The sequence below is a fragment of the Bradyrhizobium sp. AT1 genome (assembly GCF_001590795.1).
Taxonomy (GTDB): Bacteria; Pseudomonadota; Alphaproteobacteria; order Rhizobiales; family Xanthobacteraceae; genus Bradyrhizobium.
Genome location: NZ_JXDL01000001.1, coordinates 5,981,762 through 5,998,157, shown reverse-complemented (window position 1 = coordinate 5,998,157; position 16,396 = coordinate 5,981,762). Strand labels below are relative to the sequence as shown.

The 16,396-nt window shown below is 63.8% G+C and carries 14 protein-coding genes; 7 read left to right on the top strand and 7 right to left on the bottom strand.

Annotated features, from left to right (window positions below):
- Position 1: 1 nt before the first annotated feature.
- From SE92_RS27800 to SE92_RS27770, 7 genes are all read right to left on the bottom strand, one after another.
- The gene (locus SE92_RS27800; RefSeq protein ID WP_063200676.1) at positions 2–409 is read right to left on the bottom strand and encodes an endonuclease domain-containing protein; all 408 of its coding nucleotides are present in this window, start codon (positions 407–409) and stop codon (positions 2–4) included.
- Positions 410–528: 119 nt separating this feature from the next.
- The gene (locus SE92_RS27795) at positions 529–1,302 is read right to left on the bottom strand and encodes an SDR family NAD(P)-dependent oxidoreductase (protein ID WP_063200673.1); all 774 of its coding nucleotides are present in this window, start codon (positions 1,300–1,302) and stop codon (positions 529–531) included.
- A 150-nt stretch (positions 1,303–1,452) separates the two neighbouring features.
- Positions 1,453–2,595, bottom strand: coding sequence for a pimeloyl-CoA dehydrogenase small subunit (pimD, locus tag SE92_RS27790; RefSeq protein WP_063200670.1), 1,143 nt, complete (start codon positions 2,593–2,595; stop codon positions 1,453–1,455).
- Positions 2,596–2,777: 182 nt separating this feature from the next.
- The gene (pimC, locus tag SE92_RS27785; RefSeq protein WP_063200667.1) at positions 2,778–3,968 is read right to left on the bottom strand and encodes a pimeloyl-CoA dehydrogenase large subunit; all 1,191 of its coding nucleotides are present in this window, start codon (positions 3,966–3,968) and stop codon (positions 2,778–2,780) included.
- Between the two features lie 16 nt (positions 3,969–3,984).
- Positions 3,985–5,172: an acetyl-CoA C-acyltransferase gene (locus SE92_RS27780; protein WP_063200664.1), complete on the bottom strand. Its 1,188-nt coding sequence runs from the start codon at positions 5,170–5,172 to the stop codon at positions 3,985–3,987.
- Positions 5,169–6,848: a dicarboxylate--CoA ligase PimA gene (gene pimA / locus SE92_RS27775; RefSeq protein ID WP_063200661.1), complete on the bottom strand. Its 1,680-nt coding sequence runs from the start codon at positions 6,846–6,848 to the stop codon at positions 5,169–5,171. Before pimA ends, SE92_RS27780 begins: the two co-directional genes overlap by 4 nt.
- Before the next feature lie 148 nt (positions 6,849–6,996).
- The gene (locus SE92_RS27770) at positions 6,997–9,093 is read right to left on the bottom strand and encodes a 3-hydroxyacyl-CoA dehydrogenase NAD-binding domain-containing protein (RefSeq protein WP_063200658.1); all 2,097 of its coding nucleotides are present in this window, start codon (positions 9,091–9,093) and stop codon (positions 6,997–6,999) included.
- A gap of 131 nt (positions 9,094–9,224) precedes the next feature.
- On the opposite strand from SE92_RS27770, the gene SE92_RS27765 reads away from it, so the two are divergent.
- The 7 genes from SE92_RS27765 (at position 9,225) to SE92_RS27735 (ending at position 16,206) form a co-directional block, all read left to right on the top strand.
- On the top strand, positions 9,225–10,091 hold the full coding sequence (locus tag SE92_RS27765; RefSeq protein WP_063200655.1) for an IclR family transcriptional regulator: 867 nt from the start codon (positions 9,225–9,227) through the stop codon (positions 10,089–10,091).
- 66 nt (positions 10,092–10,157) lie between these two features.
- Positions 10,158–10,955 carry an ABC transporter ATP-binding protein gene (locus SE92_RS27760; RefSeq protein WP_063200652.1) on the top strand — a complete coding sequence of 266 codons (798 nt, stop codon included), beginning with the start codon at positions 10,158–10,160 and terminating at the stop codon, positions 10,953–10,955.
- Positions 10,952–11,665, top strand: coding sequence for an ABC transporter ATP-binding protein (locus SE92_RS27755; protein ID WP_063200650.1), 714 nt, complete (start codon positions 10,952–10,954; stop codon positions 11,663–11,665). Before SE92_RS27760 ends, SE92_RS27755 begins: the two co-directional genes overlap by 4 nt.
- Positions 11,666–11,677: 12 nt before the next feature.
- Positions 11,678–12,556: a branched-chain amino acid ABC transporter permease gene (locus tag SE92_RS27750; protein WP_063200647.1), complete on the top strand. Its 879-nt coding sequence runs from the start codon at positions 11,678–11,680 to the stop codon at positions 12,554–12,556.
- A 2-nt stretch (positions 12,557–12,558) separates the two neighbouring features.
- Positions 12,559–13,578 carry a branched-chain amino acid ABC transporter permease gene (locus tag SE92_RS27745; RefSeq protein ID WP_063200644.1) on the top strand — a complete coding sequence of 340 codons (1,020 nt, stop codon included), beginning with the start codon at positions 12,559–12,561 and terminating at the stop codon, positions 13,576–13,578.
- A 38-nt stretch (positions 13,579–13,616) separates the two neighbouring features.
- Positions 13,617–14,852, top strand: a complete 1,236-nt coding sequence (locus SE92_RS27740) for an ABC transporter substrate-binding protein (RefSeq protein WP_063200641.1) — start codon at positions 13,617–13,619, stop codon at positions 14,850–14,852.
- Between the two features lie 121 nt (positions 14,853–14,973).
- Positions 14,974–16,206, top strand: a complete 1,233-nt coding sequence (locus SE92_RS27735) for an ABC transporter substrate-binding protein (RefSeq protein WP_063200638.1) — start codon at positions 14,974–14,976, stop codon at positions 16,204–16,206.
- Positions 16,207–16,396: the final 190 nt, after the last annotated feature.

The following is a 16,396-nucleotide window of genomic DNA, read 5'->3' as shown; positions in this document are numbered from 1 at the left end:
ATCAGGTTGACGTTTTTCGCTTGCGCCGGTGCTCAAGGTGTATCGCTCCCGCTTCGCGCGAGCCGTAGAGCTCGACGTAAATTCGCTCCATCACCGCTGTCATGTCGCTCGAAACCTCCGAGTTCCAGAATCGGACGACGCGATAGCCTTCGTTCTCGAGCCAGCGTTGGCGTTCGAGGTCGCGGGAGGCCATCTCGTCTTGATTGTGATGCCCGCCATCTAGCTCGATGATGAGACGCTTGGCCGGACAGAAAAAATCGACGATGTAGGGGCCGATCGGTGTTTGGCGGCGGAAGTGCGAGCCGTCCATCGGGAGGTCCTTGAGGGCGCGCCACAGCATCCGCTCGTGGGGCGTCGTATTCGCTCTCAGCTTTTTTGCGGTCGCGCGTCGGATTGATGTTGAGACCATTGCTGTGGCTTCACCCCACCCCGCTTCGCGCTGCGCTCCGCGCAACGCGAAACGACCCTCCCCCTCCAGGGGAGGGTAAGCGAAGCTGCGCCTCGATGCAATTTCAAGTCGTGGGCGAACTACACCGCCGCTGTGGTCACGCCGCCGTCGATGACGATGGTCTGTCCGGTCATGAAGCTCGATGCGTCCGAGGCGAGGTAGGCTACGGCGCCGGCGATTTCGTCGGGTTCGCCGATGCGGCGGAGCGGCGTGGTCGCGGTGCGGCGCTTCAGCATGGCTTCGTCTTCCCACAGCGCGCGGGCGAAATCGGTCTTGACGAGGCCGGGCGCGATGCAGTTGACGCGGACGCCTTTCGGGCCCCACTCGCCGGCGAGCGAGCGGCACAGCGCGAAGTCGGCCGCCTTGGAGATGCCGTAGGCGCCGATCACGGTGGAGCCGCGCAGGCCGCCGATCGAGGAGATGATGACGACGGAGCCGCCTCCACGTTCGGCCATCTGCGGGATCGCCAGCGCGGAGAGCCAGATGTTGCTCTTCACGTTGCTCCCCATGATCTTGTCGAAGGCTTCGTCGGTGATGTCGAGCAGCGGGCCATAATAAGGATTCACCGCGGCGTTGCAGACGAGGATGTCGATCTTGCCGTAATGCTTCGTGGCGCCCGCGATCAGTGCCTCGACCTCGGCCTTGCGGGCGATGTTGCAGGGGATGACGGTGGCATCGCCGCCGGCCGCGATGATGCCGTCGGCAACCTCCTGGCAGGCGTCGGCCTTGCGGGAGGACACCACGACCTTGGCGCCGAGCTTGGCGAGGAGTTCCGCGGAGGAGCGGCCGATGCCGCGGCTGGAGCCGGTGACCACGGCGACCTTGCCGGTGAGATCGAACGGGGTGTTTTTCATTTCGTTAGGCTCCGCTATGTCCCCATACTCGGTGTCATCGCCCGACTTGATCGGGCGATCCAGTACTCTGCGGCGGACGTTGCGTGAACTCATTGCCGCCGCGGCGTACTGGGTCCCCCGCCTTCGCGGGGGACGACAGTCATGGCGTGGCTAGATCAACCCGCCCGCGTCGGCGACGCGGCGCTGGTGGTAGTCGGTGTCGCCGAACGTGTTTTCGATCATGGTGAGGCGCTTGAAGTAGTGGCCGATCTTCGCCTCCATGGTCATGCCGATGCCGCCGTGCAGCTGGATCGCCTGCTGGCCGACGAATTTCAGCGACTTGCCGATCTGCACCTTGGCCGCGGCGATGGCGTTGCTGCGCTCCTTGGGGTTCTCGAAATCGCCCGCCATGGTCGCGAACATCGACATCGAACGGGCCTGCTCGGCGGCGACGAACATGTCGGAGGCACGGTGCTGCAGCGACTGGAACGAGCCGATCGCGACGCCGAACTGTTTTCGCGTCTTGATGTACTCGACGGTCGTCTTCAGCGATTCATCCATCAAGCCGACCGCTTCGGCGCAGAGCGCGACGCGGGCTTCGTCGACCACCCGCTCGATCAACGCGAGGCTGTCGTCGGGATTGCCGAGCGCGGCATCCGCGCCCACCTCGACACCGGTGAAGGTGATGTCGGCGGCATGCAGGCCGTCCTGGGTCGGGTAGGACTTCTTGGCGACGCCCTTGGCATTCGCTGGGACCAGGAACACGCCGATTCCGGTCTTGTCGCGGCGCTCACCCTTGGTGCGTGCGGTGACGACCAGCGTGTCGGCATTCTCGCCGTTGAGCACGACGAACTTCTCGCCGTCGATGACCCAGCCGTCGCCCTTCTTCTTCGCGGTGGTGGAGACGTCGAACAGGTCGTAGCGCGAATTCTTCTCGAGCTGGGCGAACGCCAGCGTCTTGCTGCCGTCGATGATGGCAGGAACATGCGCGGCCTTCTGCGCATCGGAGCCGGCATGGCGCAGGAAGCCGCCGCCGATCACGACCGTCGCCAGATAAGGCTCGAGCACCAGCGCCTTGCCGAGCGCTTCCATCACGATCATGGTCTCGACGCCGCCGCCGCCGAAGCCGCCATCGGCCTCTGCGAAGGGCAGGCCGAGCAGGCCCTGCTCGGCGAGCTTGAGCCAGACGGCTTTGCTCCAGCCACCCTTCTCCTTCATGTACTTCTTGCGCTGCTCGAAATCGTAGGAATCGCTCAAGAGGCCGTCGATGCTTTCCTTGAGAAGCCGCTGCTCCTCGTTCAGATCAAAATCCATGTCTTTGGTTCCTCGTACCCGGACTATTTGGCTTCGTCATTCCGGGATGGCCCGAAGGGCCAGGCCCGGAATCCATTTCGCCTCAGCGTATGCGGCCCGATGGATTCCGGGTTCGCGACTTCGTCGCGCCCCGGAATGACGGTGGAAAGATTGCCTCCCCGCCTTCGCGGAGAGGAAGCAGTTCACAGCCCCAGCACCGCCTTGGCGATGATGTTGCGCTGGATTTCGTTGGAGCCGCCGTAGATCGAGACCTTGCGATTGTTGAAGTAGCTCGGCGCGATCTGGGCGGTCCAGTCCATGGCCTCGTTCGAGCCGTCGTCGCCATGCACGTCATAGGGCGCGGCGAACGGGCCGATCACTTCCATGAGCAGCTCGGTGGTGGTCTGCTGGATCTCGGAGCCCTTGATCTTCAGCACGGAAGAAGCCGGATTGGGCTTGCCCTTGCCGTGCTTGCCTTCGTCGGCGACGACGCGCAACTGCGTCAGCTCGAGCGCCTTCAGCTCGATCTCGCAGGCCGCCAGCTTCTCGCGGAAGGCAGGATCCTGGATGATCGGCTTGCCTGATGATTCGACCTTGCCGGCGAGATCCCTGATGCGGCGCAGCCGCTCCTTGGAGACGCCGACCCGCGCGATGCCGGTGCGCTCGTTGCCGAGCAGGAATTTGGCGTAGTCCCACCCCTTGTTCTCCTCACCGATCAGATTCTCGACGGGCACCTCGACATTGTCGAAGAAGACCTCGTTGACCTCATGGCCGCCGTCGATGGTCTGGATCGGGCGCACGGTGACACCCTTCGACTTCATCGAGAACACGATGAAGGAGATGCCCATCTGCTTCTTGGCGTTGTTGTCGGTGCGGCAGAGGCAGAAGATCATGTCGGCGTGCTGGGCCAGCGTCGTCCAGGTCTTCTGGCCGTTGATGATCCACTTGTCGCCCTTGCGCTCGGCCTTGGTGCGGAGCGAAGCGAGGTCCGAGCCGGAGCCGGGCTCGGAGAAGCCCTGGCACCACCAATCGTCGACATTGGCGATGCGCGGCAAATACTGCTTCTTCTGCTCCTCGTTGCCGAAGGTGTAGATGACGGGGCCGACCATGCTGACGCCGAAAGCGAGCGGCTGCGGCGCCGGATAGGACTGCAGCTCCTCGTTGAAGATGTAGTGCTGCACGCTGGTCCAGCCCGTGCCGCCATATTGCTTGGGCCAATGGCTGACGCCCCAGCCCTTCTTGTTGAGGATGCGCCACCAAGTCACCATCTCGTCCTTCGAGAGGTGGCGGCCTTCGACCATCTTGCGCCGCGTATCCGGCGGCACGTTGTCGCGGAAGAACTGCCGCACTTCCTCGCGAAAAGCCTGCTCTTCTTTCGTGAATGCGAGATCCATCGGATCCTCCTGTGAATTACTGCAAAATCTCGAACAGCCCGGCCGCGCCCATGCCGCCGCCGACGCACATGGTGACGACCGCGTATTTGGCCTTGCGGCGGCGGCCTTCGATCAAGGCGTGGCCGGTGAGGCGGGCGCCCGACATGCCGTAGGGATGGCCGACCGCGATCGCGCCGCCGTCGACGTTGATCTTCTCGGGGTCGATGCCGAGCTTGTCGCGGCAATACAGCACCTGCACCGCGAAGGCTTCGTTCAGCTCCCAGAGGCCGATGTCGTCGACGGTGAGGCCGTGGCGCTTGAGCAGGCGCGGCACGGCGAAGACCGGGCCGATGCCCATCTCGTCCGGCTCGCAGCCGGCCGAGACGAAGCCGCGGAAGATGCCGAGCGGCTTGAGGCCGCGCTTGGACGCTTCCTTGTCGCTCATGATGACGCTGGCGCTGGCACCATCCGAGAGCTGGCTGGCATTGCCGGCGGTGATCGAAAAGCCTTCGCCGCGCACCGGCTTGAGGCCGGCGAGACCTTCAGCAGTGGTCTCGGGACGCGGCCCCTCATCCTGCGACAGCGTGATGTCCTTCATCGAGACAGTGCCGGTCGCCTTGTCGGTGACCGCCATCTGCGTCGTGATCGGCGCGATCTCGTCCTTGAACTTGCCGCCCTGCTGAGCCGCGGCGGTGCGGCGCTGGCTCTCCAGCGAATATTCGTCCTGCTTCTCGCGCGAGATGCCGTAGCGCTTGGCGACGACTTCCGCCGTGTCGATCATGGGCATGTAGACCTCGCCCTTGATCTTGAGCAGCGCCGGGTCCTGGGCGTGGAAGCCGTTCATCTTGTCGTTCTGCACCAGCGAGATCGACTCGCCGCCACCGCCGACCGCGATCTCGACGCCGTCGAAGATCACCGAGCGCGCGGCGAGCGCGATCGCCTGCAGGCCCGAGGCGCATTGCCGGTCGATCGTGGTCCCGGCGACGGTGACGGGAAGGCCGGCGCGAAGCAGCGCCTTGCGCGCGATGTTGCCGCCGGTCGCGCCCTGCTGCAGCGCGGCGCCCATCACGACGTCCTCGATCTCCTTCGGATCGACCTTGGCGCGCGCGACGGCTTCGCCGATGGCGTGGCCGAGCAGCGTGGCGCCCTCGGTGGCGTTGAGCGCGCCGCGATAGGCCTTGCCTATCGGGGTACGGGCGGTGGAAACGATGACGGCGTCGGTCAAGAACGACCTCCTGATGCGTGGGTGGATTGTGACGGTTTCTGCTGCTGGCGCAATTCGTGGCGCGACAATTTTCCGACCGGCGTGCGCGGCAGGTCGGCGACGAATTCGGCCGCGGCCGGCAATTCATGCTTGCCGAGCTTGCCGGTGAGCTGGGTGCGCAGCTCGTCGAGCGAGAACGGCTTTGCGTCCGGCTTCAGCTTGATGAAGGCCTTTGCGGCTTCGCCCCGATATTGGTCGGGAATGCCGAGCACGATGACCTCGTGCACGCCCGGAATGGTGTAGATCGCCTGCTCGATCATCTGCGGATAGACGTTGAAGCCGCCGGAGATGATCATGTCCTTCTTGCGGTCGACCAGGAAGAAGTAGCCGTCGGTGTCGACATAGCCGATGTCGCCGGTGAGGAAACGGCCGTCGACGAAGGCATCCGCGGATCCCTCCGGCTTGTTCCAGTAACCCTTGGTGACGTTGGGGCCCTTGATACGGATCTCGCCGACCTCGCCCGGCGGCAGCACGCGCCTGGGATCATCCAGCGCGACGACATCGAGCTCGATGCCGGGCAGCATCAGGCCGATCGAACCGGGCTTCTCCGGCCCCGTGGGCGGATGGCCAGTGCCGGGCGAGCAGGTCTCGGTCATGCCCCAGCCGCTGCGCAGCTTCTTGCCGACCTTGCGCTCGAAGAAATTCGCGATCTCCACCGGCAGCGGCGCGCCGCCGGAGCCGATGGTGGCGAGCGACGAAAAATCGCGCCTGTCGAGATCGGGGAGCGCGGCGATCGCGATCCACATCGTCGGCACGCCCGGGAAATAGGTCGCGCGCTTGACCTCGATGTCGCGCATCACGGCCTCGACGTCGAAGCGCTGATGCAGCGAGATCAGATTGCCGCGGCTGAGCGAGGACAGCAGCACGACGGTGAGCGCGTAGATGTGGAACAGCGGCAGCACGCAGATCACGCGCTCGATCACCTCGCCGCGCGCGGCGCGGGAGGGCTTGCCCCAGACATCGTAGATCGACACGGCCGAGGTGAGATTGCCGTGGGTGAGCATGGCGCCCTTGGGCAGGCCAGTGGTGCCGCCGGTATATTGCAGCAGCGCGACGTCGTCGGCGGTGACCTTTGGCCATTCTGCCGGCGCGGTGGCACCCTCGACGAAGGCTCTGAAGGTGACGATACGGGGATCATCGGGGATCGGCGCCTGCGGCGTGCCGACCTTGCCCCAATCATCGTCCTCGCAAACGATCAGCTTGTCGATCAGGCCCTTCTCGAGGAATTTCAGCGCGGTCGGCAGCAACGCCTGCAGGTTCGAGGTGACGAGCAGGCGCGAGCCGGAGTCGGAGACCTTGTGCGTCAGCGCGATCTCGCCATCGAGCGGGGAGAGATGCGCGAGACGGACGCCGGCCTTCAGCGCGCCGAAGAAATTGACGGGGTGATCCGGCGTGTTGCCGAGAAACAGCGCGACGGACGTGTTCTTGCCGCAACCGGCACGCAGGAACGCCGCGGCCGCGCGCTCGGCCATGGCGGCAAGCCCGGTGTAGGTGATCGGGCGATCACGAAACTCCAGCGCGGTGCGTGGGCCGTAATCGGCGGAAGCTTTCGACAATAGGTCGGGCAGCGTGCCCTGGGCGATCGGATCGTCCCAATGCACGCCCTCGGGGTAAAACTGTTCGCCGGGATGGGTCATAGCTTGCATCACACTCGGTCGTCATTCCGGGGCGATGCGAAGCATCGAACCCGGAATCCATCGCGCGGCACGCTCAAAGGTGAAATGGATTCCGGGCCTGGCCCTTCGGGCCATCCCGGAATGACACCCATCGACGTGCCAGCCCTCATCAAGCCGCCTTCGACGACGCCGCGAGCGAGGCAAACGTCTTGCCTTCCGCCGCGAGCTTCTTCAGCAGAGGGGCAGGCTCGAGGCTGGGGTCGTTGGTCTCCTTGGCGTAGAAGGCCAGACGATCGGCAATGTGCTTGAGGCCGACGCTGTCGGCCCAGAACATCGGGCCGCCGCGATAGATCGGCCAGCCATAGCCGTAGAGCCAGACCACGTCGATATCGCTGGGGCGCGCCGCGATGCCCTCTTCGAGGATCTTCGCGCCCTCGTTGATCATCGGATACATCATGCGCTCGAGGATCTCCTCGTCGCTGACAACGCGCTTCTTGCGGCCGAGACGCAGCAGCGTCTCGTCGATCAGCTTCTCGACCTCCGGATCGGGCAGCGGCGCACGCGAGCCGGCTTCGTACTTGTAATAGCCCTTGCCGGTCTTCTGGCCGAAACGGCCGGCTTCGCACAGCGCGTCCGCGATCTCCGACTTGATGCCGCGGTCCTTGCGCGAGCGCCAGCCGATGTCGAGGCCGGCGAGGTCGCCCATCGCGAACGGCCCCATCGGCATGCCGAACTTGGTGACGACGGCATCGACCTGCTGCGGCAGCGCGCCTTCGAACAAGAGCTTTTCGGACTGCTTGCCGCGCTGGGCCAGCATGCGGTTGCCGACAAAGCCGTCGCAGACGCCGACCACGGCCGGCACCTTCGCGATCTTGCGCGCGATGGTCACCGCCGTCACGAGAGCGTCCGGCGCGGTCTTGTCGGCGCGCACGATCTCGCACAGCTTCATGACGTTGGCCGGTGAGAAGAAGTGCATGCCCAAAACGTCCTGCGGACGCTTGGTCGACTTCGCGATCTCGTCGATGTTCAGATACGAGGTGTTGGAAGCGAGCACGGCGCCGGGCTTGACGTATTGGTCGAGCTTGCCGAACACTTCCTTCTTCACCGCCATGGTCTCGAACACGGCTTCGATGACGAGGTCGGCGTCGCCGACATTCTCGATGCCGACGACACCGTTGATCAGCGCCATGCGCTTGGCCGGCGCATCCGCGGGAATGCCGCCGCGCGCGGCCGTTGCTTCCCAGTTCTTCTGCATGATGCCCATGCCGCGCTTGAGCTGCTCCTCGCCGGTCTCGATCAGGGTGACGGGAACGCCGGCATTGGCAAACGACATCGCGATGCCGCCGCCCATGGTGCCGGCGCCGAGGATGGCGACGCGGTTCACGGGGCGCGACTTGGTGCCTTCGGGGACGCCGGCGATCTTGCTGGCTTCGCGCTCGGCGAAGAAGGCATAGCGCTGCGCCTTGGACTGGTCGCTGGCGACGAGCTTCAGGAAGCCCTCGCGTTCCTTCTTCAGACCTTCGTCGAAAGGTAGGTCAATGGCGTAGCCCACGGCGTCGGCGGCGGCGAACGGCGCCTCCAGGCCGCGCGACTTCTTGGTCATGGCGGCGACCGCGTTGGTGAAGATCGAACGGTCGGCCTTGGCGGCCGCGATCTTGGAATCGTCATCGCGCAGGCGGCGCAGCGGACGCTTCTCGGCCAGCAATTTTCGCACGAAGGCTTCGCCGCCCGAGGCCGGTCCCTCGACGATCTCCTCGATCAGGCCGTTCTTGAGCGCTTCCGCGGCACCGATGGGATCACCGCCGACGATCATCTTGACTGCGAGCTCGGGGCCGACCGCGCGCGGCAGGCGCTGGGTGCCGCCGGCGCCCGGCAGCAGGCCGAGCTTCACCTCGGGGAGGCCGAGCTTGGCCTCCTTCACGGCGACGCGGTAATGACAGGCGAGCGCGACTTCGAGGCCGCCGCCAAGTGCGGTGCCGTGGATCGCAGCGACCACCGGCTTCGGCGAATTCTCGATCTCGGACAGAACGTCGTTGAGGGCCGGCGGCTTCGGCGGCTTGCCGAATTCGGTGATGTCGGCACCCGCAATGAAGGTGCGGCCGGCACAGGTCAGCACGATGCCCTTGATGGCGGGATCGGCGATCGCGGCCTTGACGCATTCCAAGATACCACCGCGGACTGCGGCACTCAGCGCATTGACCGGAGGGCTGTTGACCGTGACGATCCCGACTTCGTCATGACGCTCAAGCTTGACCACTTCGCTCACGGTGTCCCTCCTTGGTGGGGCTATATACTTTTGTCGATTTCGCGGTGCGGAATTTAATTCCGCATCTTGACGGCAGGGTTATTTTGAAGCACGGACGTTGTCAACGACTCCGCGCAAGAAGCAGATCTGGGATGAAGCGTACAGGAAAGAAGACCGCGACCGATCGGAACTTCGTCGTCGCGCTTTCCCGCGGACTGGACGTATTGCGCGCATTCCAACCCAATGACGGCCTTCTCGGCAATCAGGAAATCGCGGCGCGGACCAACCTGCCGAAGCCGACCGTATCGCGACTGACCTATACGCTGACCAAGCTCGGTTATCTGGCGCCGGTTCCCCGTTTCGAGAAGTACCAGCTCACGCCCGCCGCAATGTCGCTCGGCTATGCAGCGCTCGCCAATCTCGGTGTTCGGCATTTGTCCGAGCCGTTTCGCGAGGATGTGATGCGCGCGACCGGCGGCGCCGTCGCCGTCGGCGGCCGCGACCGTCACAGCATGATCTATTTCGGGCAGAGCCGCGGCACCGAGACGGTCGGCGTTCAACTTGACGTCGGCGCCCGCGTGCCGATTGCAACCAGTGCGATGGGTCGCGCCTATTTCTGGTCGCTCGACGCCGACGATCGCGCGGAGCTCTCGCGCCTGTTGCGGGAGCATTACGGCAGCCGGTGGCCGAAGATGCGCGAAGGACTGGAACGTTCAGGCGAAACCGTCGCGAAATACGGCTTTGCGATTTCGGTCGGCGACTGGCACGACGACATCGGCGCGGCCGGTGTCGCGCTCAAGCTCAACGACGGAACTGGTCCTTACGCGTTCAATTGCGGCGCACCGGCATTCCGTTTCACGGAAGAGCGTTTGATCAACGACATTGGACCGCGTCTCGTAGCGATGGTAAGGAACATCGAAGCGGCGCTCGGGGGTCTGATGCCGCATTCCAAAAAAGACGTCAGCAAAAAGCTGAAATCAGGAGGGAAAGTTGCTCGTGTGGCCGAGGGGATCAGATAGCTTTTGTCATCGCCGGGAGCGGTTCGCATCGCCCCTTCGCTCACTGAACGACGTGAGCGAGACGAGATGACGCAGGCACAGCTCGCGCAGGGCACTTCGCCCCTGCTCGCGGTTCGCGACGTCAGCGTCGTGTTCGGCGGCATCATCGCGCTCAACGGCGTGTCCTTCGACATGCACAAGGGCCAGATCCTCGGCTTGATCGGCCCCAACGGCGCCGGCAAGACGACGCTCTTCAACTGCCTGTCCCGGCTCTATCAGCCGTCGTCCGGCGACATCCTGATGGAAGGCGCGAGCATCCTGTCGCGGCCGCCGCACCGGATCGCCGAGATTGGCATCGGCCGCACCTTCCAGAACGTGGCGCTGTTTCCGAACCTCACGGTGATGGACAACGTCCGCGTCGGCGCGCATTCGAGGACCTCGAGCGACATCATCAGCGACTCGCTCCGCTTGGCCTGGGTTCGCCGCAGCGAAACCAGCGTCAACAAGAAGGTGCACGAGATCCTCGCCTATCTCAACCTCGAGGACGTTGCCCACACCGTGGTGTCCGGCCTGCCCTTCGGCACGCAGAAGCGCGTCGAGCTGGCGCGCGCTCTCGCGGCCGACCCGAAGATCCTGCTGCTCGACGAGCCCGCCGGCGGCCTCAACCACGAGGAAGTCTACGTGCTCGGCGACCTCATCCGCAAAATCCGCGACGAGCGCCACATGACCGTGCTGCTGGTCGAGCATCACATGGGCCTCGTGATGTCGATCGCGGACCACGTGGTCGCGCTAAATTTCGGCAAGAAGCTCGCGGAAGGCACGCCTGCCCAGGTGCAGGCCGACCCGGACGTCATCAAGGCCTATCTCGGGAGCAAGGACCAATGACGCAACTTCTCAACGTCAAGGACCTGCGCGCCTATTACGGCCAGGTCCAGGCGCTCCATGGCCTGTCCTTCTCGCTCAACGAAGGTTCGCTGACGACGCTGCTGGGCGCCAACGGCGCCGGCAAGACCACCACGCTGCGCGCGATCTGCAACATGGTGCGCTCGACCGGCGGTATCGAGTTCGACGGCAAGCCGCTGAACAACCGCTCCACCGAAAGCATCGTGCGGTTCGGCATCGCCCATGTTCCGCAGGGCCGCGGCACTTTCACGACCATGACGGTGGAGGAGAACCTCCAATTAGGGGCCATCACCCGCAAGGACAGCGCCGGTATCGTCTCCGACATCGAGCGCATGTATGCGCATTTCCCGGTGCTGAAGCAGCGCCACACGCAGCAGGCCGGCACGCTCTCCGGCGGCGAGCAGCAGATGCTCGCGGTCGCCCGCGCGCTGATGCTGCGGCCGCGGCTGATGCTGCTGGACGAGCCGTCATTCGGCCTCGCGCCGCTGGTCGTGCGCGACCTATTCGGCATCCTCGGCAAGATCAACCGCGAGGACAAGGTGTCGATCCTGGTGGTCGAGCAGAACGCGCAGCTCGCGCTCGAGCTCGCCGACCAGGCCTATGTGATCGAGACCGGACGCATCGTGATGTCGGGCAATGCCAAGGACATCGCGAACAACGAAGAAATCCGCAAATCCTATCTGGGTTACTGAGGAGCCGGCACGATGGAGCTGTTCACCAACCAAGTGCTGGCCGGCATCGCCACGGGCGCGATCTACGCCTGCATGGCGCTCGCCGTGGTCATGATCTACCAGGCCATCGACCATCTCAACTTCGCGCAGGGCGAGATGGCGATGTTCTCGACCTTCATCTCCTGGCAACTGATGCAGTGGGGCCTGTCCTATTGGACCGCGTTCGTGGTCACGCTGGCATTCTCTTTCGTCGCCGGCATCGCGATCGAGCGCATCCTGTTCAAGCCGCTCGCGAAAGCGCCGGTACTGACCAACGTCGCCGGCTTCATCGCGCTATTCGCGATCATCAACTCCTCGGCCGGCCTGATCTGGGACTTCACCATCAAGCAGTACCCGACCCCGTTCGGCTCCTCGCCGTTCCTGGGCAGCCAGCTGATCTCGACCCACCAGGCCGGCATGATCGGCGTCACCGTGCTGCTGCTGCTCGGCCTCTATTTCTTCTTTCAATACACCCGCATCGGTCTCGCCATGCGCGCGGCCGCCTCGGTGCCTGAATCGGCGCGCCTCGTCGGCATCAACACGAGCTGGATGATCGCGCTGGGCTGGGGCATGGCGACGGCGATCGGCTCGATCGCCGGCATGCTGATCGCACCGGTGGTGTTCCTGGAGCCCAACATGATGGGCGGCGTGCTGATCTACGGCTTTGCCGCCGCGGTGCTCGGCGGATTGTCGAGCCCGTTCGGCGCCGTGGTCGGCGGCTTCCTGGTCGGCGTGTTCGAGAACCTCGCCGGCACCTACATCCCCGGCGTCGGCAACGAGCTGAAACTCCCGATCGCGCTCGCGCTGATCATCTCCGTCCTGGTCGTCAAACCCGCTGGCCTGTTCGGCCGGCAAATCGTCAAGCGAGTTTGATCATGAGCGCAGCAGAAGAAGTCGTCGGCGAAGGCCACGAGGCGGTCGAAGCGGTTCCGAAGCGGGCCATGACGCTGGGCACGGGCACCTCGCTGCTGGTGCTCGCGGTGCTGTTGATCGTGCCGGTGTTCGTCAAGAACTTCATCATCTTCCAGATGACGATGCTTCTGATCTACGGTCTCGCCGTGCTGGCGCTGAACATCTTGACCGGCGGCAGCGGCCAGTTTTCGCTCGGCCAGAGCGCGTTCTACGCCGTCGGCGCCTATACGTCGGCGGTGCTGATGGAGTACTTCAACGTCAACTACGCCCTGACGATTCCGATTTCCGCGACGGTCTGCTTCGGATTCGGATACCTGTTCGGCAAGCCGGCGCTGCGGCTGTCGGGTGTCTATCTCGCGCTCGCGACCTTCGCGCTCGCCACCGCAATGCCGCAGCTGCTGAAGCTGAACTTCCTGGAGCACTGGACCGGCGGCGTGCAGGGCCTCGTCGTCACCAAGCCCGACGCGCCGTTCGGCCTGCCGATGTCGCAGGACATGTGGCTGTACTACTTCACCCTCCTCGTGACGCTCGCGATCTATATCTTCTCGGTGAACCTGCTGCGCTCCCGCTCGGGCCGCGCCTTCATGGCGATCCGCGACAACGAGATCGCGGCCTCCTCGATGGGCGTCAACGTCGCGCTGTACAAGACGTTGGCCTTCGGGGTGTCCGCCGGCATCACCGGCGTTGCCGGCTCGCTCGGCGCCATCGCGGTGCAGTTCGTCGCGCCCGACAGTTACACGATCACGCTGGCGATCTCGCTGTTCCTCGGCATGGTCGTCGGCGGCGTCGGCTGGCTGCCCGGCTCGTTCGTCGGCGCCGCCTTCATCATCTTCGTGCCGAACATGGCGGAGAGCATCTCCAAAGGCCTGTCCGGCGCGGTGTTCGGCGTGCTGCTGTTCCTCGTCATCTACCTCGTGCCGCACGGCGCAAGGCAGATCGCGATCCTGGGCCAGCAATTCGCCGGCAAGCTCAGAAGAAGCTGAACCTCTCGAAGACTGTTGTTTGAACCAAGGAGACCGAATTGCGTTTTGGAAGAAAACTGCGAGCCGCCGCGCTGCTCACGGCAACGGCGGCCATTGCCCTCACCTCAGGCGCTGCACTCGCCCAGAAGAAATACGACACCGGCGCGTCCGATACCGAGATCAAGATCGGCAACATCATGCCGTACAGCGGTCCGGCATCGGCTTATGGCATCATCGGCAAGACCGAAGAAGCCTATTTCAAGATGATCAACGACAAGGGCGGCATCAACGGCCGCAAGATCAACTTCGTCACCTATGACGACGGCTATTCGCCGCCGAAGGCCGTCGAGCAGGTGCGCAAGCTGGTCGAGAGCGACGAGGTTCTGGTCGTCTTCAATCCGCTCGGCACGCCGTCCAACAGCGCGATCCAGAAGTACCTCAATTCCAAGAAGATCCCGCAGCTGTTCGTGGCCACCGGCGCCACCAAGTGGAACGATCCGAAGAACTTCCCCTGGACCATGGGCTGGCAGCCCTCCTACCAGAGCGAAGCGCAGATCTACGCCAAATGGCTGATGAAGGAGAAGCCTGACGCCAAGGTCGCGATCCTCTACCAGAACGACGATTTCGGCAAAGACTACCTCAAGGGCACCAAGGACGGACTCGGCGCCAAAGCTTCGTCCATGATCATCATGGAAGAGAGCTATGAGGTCTCGGAGCCTTCGATCGACGGCCACATCGTCAAGATCAAGGCGGCTAATCCCGACGTGCTGCTGATCTATACGACGCCGAAATTCGCGGCGCAGACCATCAAGAAGACCGCCGAGCTCAGCTGGAAGCCGCTGCAGATCCTCACCAACGTGTCGATCTCGGTCGGCAGCGTGATGAAGCCGGCCGGCTTCGAGAACGCGCAGGGCGTGTTGTCGGCTGCCTATGCCAAGGATTCGACGGATCCGCAGTGGGCCAACGATCCCGGCATGAAGAGGTGGAACGAGTTCGTCGACAAGTACATGCCGGGCGCCGACAAATCCGATACCAGCATGGTCTACGGCTACGGCGCTGCTTCGACCCTCGCCAAGGTGCTCGAGATGTGCGGCGACGATCTCACCCGCGCCAACATCATGAAACAGGCGGCAAGCCTGAAGGACTTCGAACCGGACACGCTCCTGCCCGGCGTCAAGATCAACACGAGTCCCACCGACTTCGCTCCGATCGCCCAGCTCCAGATGATGCGCTTCAAGGGCGAGAAATGGGAACTGTTCGGCGAGATCATCAGCGGCGACCTCAAGACCGAGTGACACGCTGACGCAATAGTCCGAGCCTCGAGAAGCCCCCGCGCGCGACCGCGGGGGCTTTTTGTTGACGGCACGCGTCAATCTTGTTCAATGCGGCGCCGATCCAACTCGGGGTAGGAGAACAATGACCGCCGTTCGTTTTCAGGTTGCGGCCCTCTGGACCGCGCTCGTGTTGTGCACTGCGATGAGCAACCCGGCACTGGCGCAGAAGGAGAAAAAGTACGACAGCGGCGCGTCCGACACCGAGATCAGAATAGGCAACATCATGCCCTATAGCGGCCCGGCCTCGGCCTATGCCGCGATCGGCAAGGCCGAGGAAGCCTATTTCAACAAGGTCAACGCCGAGGGCGGCATCAACGGCCGCAAGATCAGATTCATCTCCTATGACGACGCCTACTCGCCGCCGAAGACGGTGGAGCAGGCACGCAAGCTGGTCGAGAGCGACGGGGTGCTCCTGATCTTCGGCTCGCTCGGCACCTCCACCAACGGCGCCATCCGCAAATACATGAACGAGAAGAAGGTCCCGCAATTGTTCGTGGCGAGCGGCGCCTCGAAGTGGAACGATCCCAAGCAATATCCCTGGACCATGGGCTGGCAGCCGAGCTACGCAAGCGAGGCGCGCATCTACGCCAAGTACATCATGAAGGAAAAGCCGAACGGAAAGATCGGCGTGCTCTACCAGAACGACGATTTCGGCAAAGACTATCTGAAGGGGCTGAAGGACGGTTTTGGCGCCAAGGCCTCGATGATCGTGCTGGAGGAAGCCTACGACACCTCCGAGCCCGCGATCGACGAACACGTCGTGAAACTGAAGGCCTCTGGCGCCGACGTGTTCATCAGCATCACCACGCCGAAATTCGCCGCGCAGGCGATCAAGAAGGCGGCGGAGATCAACTGGCATCCGGTCCACATCGTCTCCAACGTCTCGGCCTCCGTCGGTGGCGTGATCGAGCCGGCCGGCCTCGAGATCTCGCAAGGCCTGCTGTCGGCGAGCTACCTCAAGGACGGCTCCGATCCGCAGTGGAATGCCGATGACGGCATGAAGAGGTTTTATAATTTCGTCGCGCAATACGACCCCAAGGCCAACAAGCTCGATGCCGGCGTCGTGTTCGGCTATGCCGCGGCGCAAACCATGGTGAAGGTGCTGCAGATGTGCGGCGACGATCTCACCCGCGAGAACGTCATGAAGCAGGCCGCTTCATTGAAAGACTTCGAACCCGACACGCTGCTGCCCGGCATCAAGATCAACACCGCACCGGACAATTTCGCCCCGATCGAGCAGCTCCAGATGATGCGCTTCAAGGGCCGGAAATGGGAGCTGTTCGGCGACATCATCTCCAGCGAAACCGGCCACTGAGGCTGCGCAACTCAAAATCGCTCCTGGATCAGTTAAGCAACTCAAGACAGTCGGACCTTCTCGCAGTCGCACACGAGAGCCGGCGGCCCTTGACTACTAAAGACGCAGCCCCTGCGACGCCGTCGCGGGGGCTTTCTGTTGAAGGCATCAGCCAAATCGTATTCAATTGCGGCCGCGCCGCCAAAAAGAT

What these genes read in the sequence shown, in the direction of transcription:
- SE92_RS27800 (WP_063200676.1), bottom strand. Translation starts at nt 409, where the DNA reads ATGGTCTCAACATCAATCCGACGCGCGACCGCAAAAAAGCTGAGAGCG.
- SE92_RS27795 (WP_063200673.1), bottom strand. Translation starts at nt 1,302, where the DNA reads ATGAAAAACACCCCGTTCGATCTCACCGGCAAGGTCGCCGTGGTCACC.
- pimD (WP_063200670.1), bottom strand. Translation starts at nt 2,595, where the DNA reads ATGGATTTTGATCTGAACGAGGAGCAGCGGCTTCTCAAGGAAAGCATC.
- pimC (WP_063200667.1), bottom strand. Translation starts at nt 3,968, where the DNA reads ATGGATCTCGCATTCACGAAAGAAGAGCAGGCTTTTCGCGAGGAAGTG.
- pimA (WP_063200661.1), bottom strand. Translation starts at nt 6,848, where the DNA reads ATGACCCATCCCGGCGAACAGTTTTACCCCGAGGGCGTGCATTGGGAC.
- SE92_RS27765 (WP_063200655.1), top strand. Translation starts at nt 9,225, where the DNA reads ATGAAGCGTACAGGAAAGAAGACCGCGACCGATCGGAACTTCGTCGTC.
- SE92_RS27760 (WP_063200652.1), top strand. Translation starts at nt 10,158, where the DNA reads ATGACGCAGGCACAGCTCGCGCAGGGCACTTCGCCCCTGCTCGCGGTT.
- SE92_RS27755 (WP_063200650.1), top strand. Translation starts at nt 10,952, where the DNA reads ATGACGCAACTTCTCAACGTCAAGGACCTGCGCGCCTATTACGGCCAG.
- SE92_RS27750 (WP_063200647.1), top strand. Translation starts at nt 11,678, where the DNA reads ATGGAGCTGTTCACCAACCAAGTGCTGGCCGGCATCGCCACGGGCGCG.
- SE92_RS27745 (WP_063200644.1), top strand. Translation starts at nt 12,559, where the DNA reads ATGAGCGCAGCAGAAGAAGTCGTCGGCGAAGGCCACGAGGCGGTCGAA.
- SE92_RS27735 (WP_063200638.1), top strand. Translation starts at nt 14,974, where the DNA reads ATGACCGCCGTTCGTTTTCAGGTTGCGGCCCTCTGGACCGCGCTCGTG.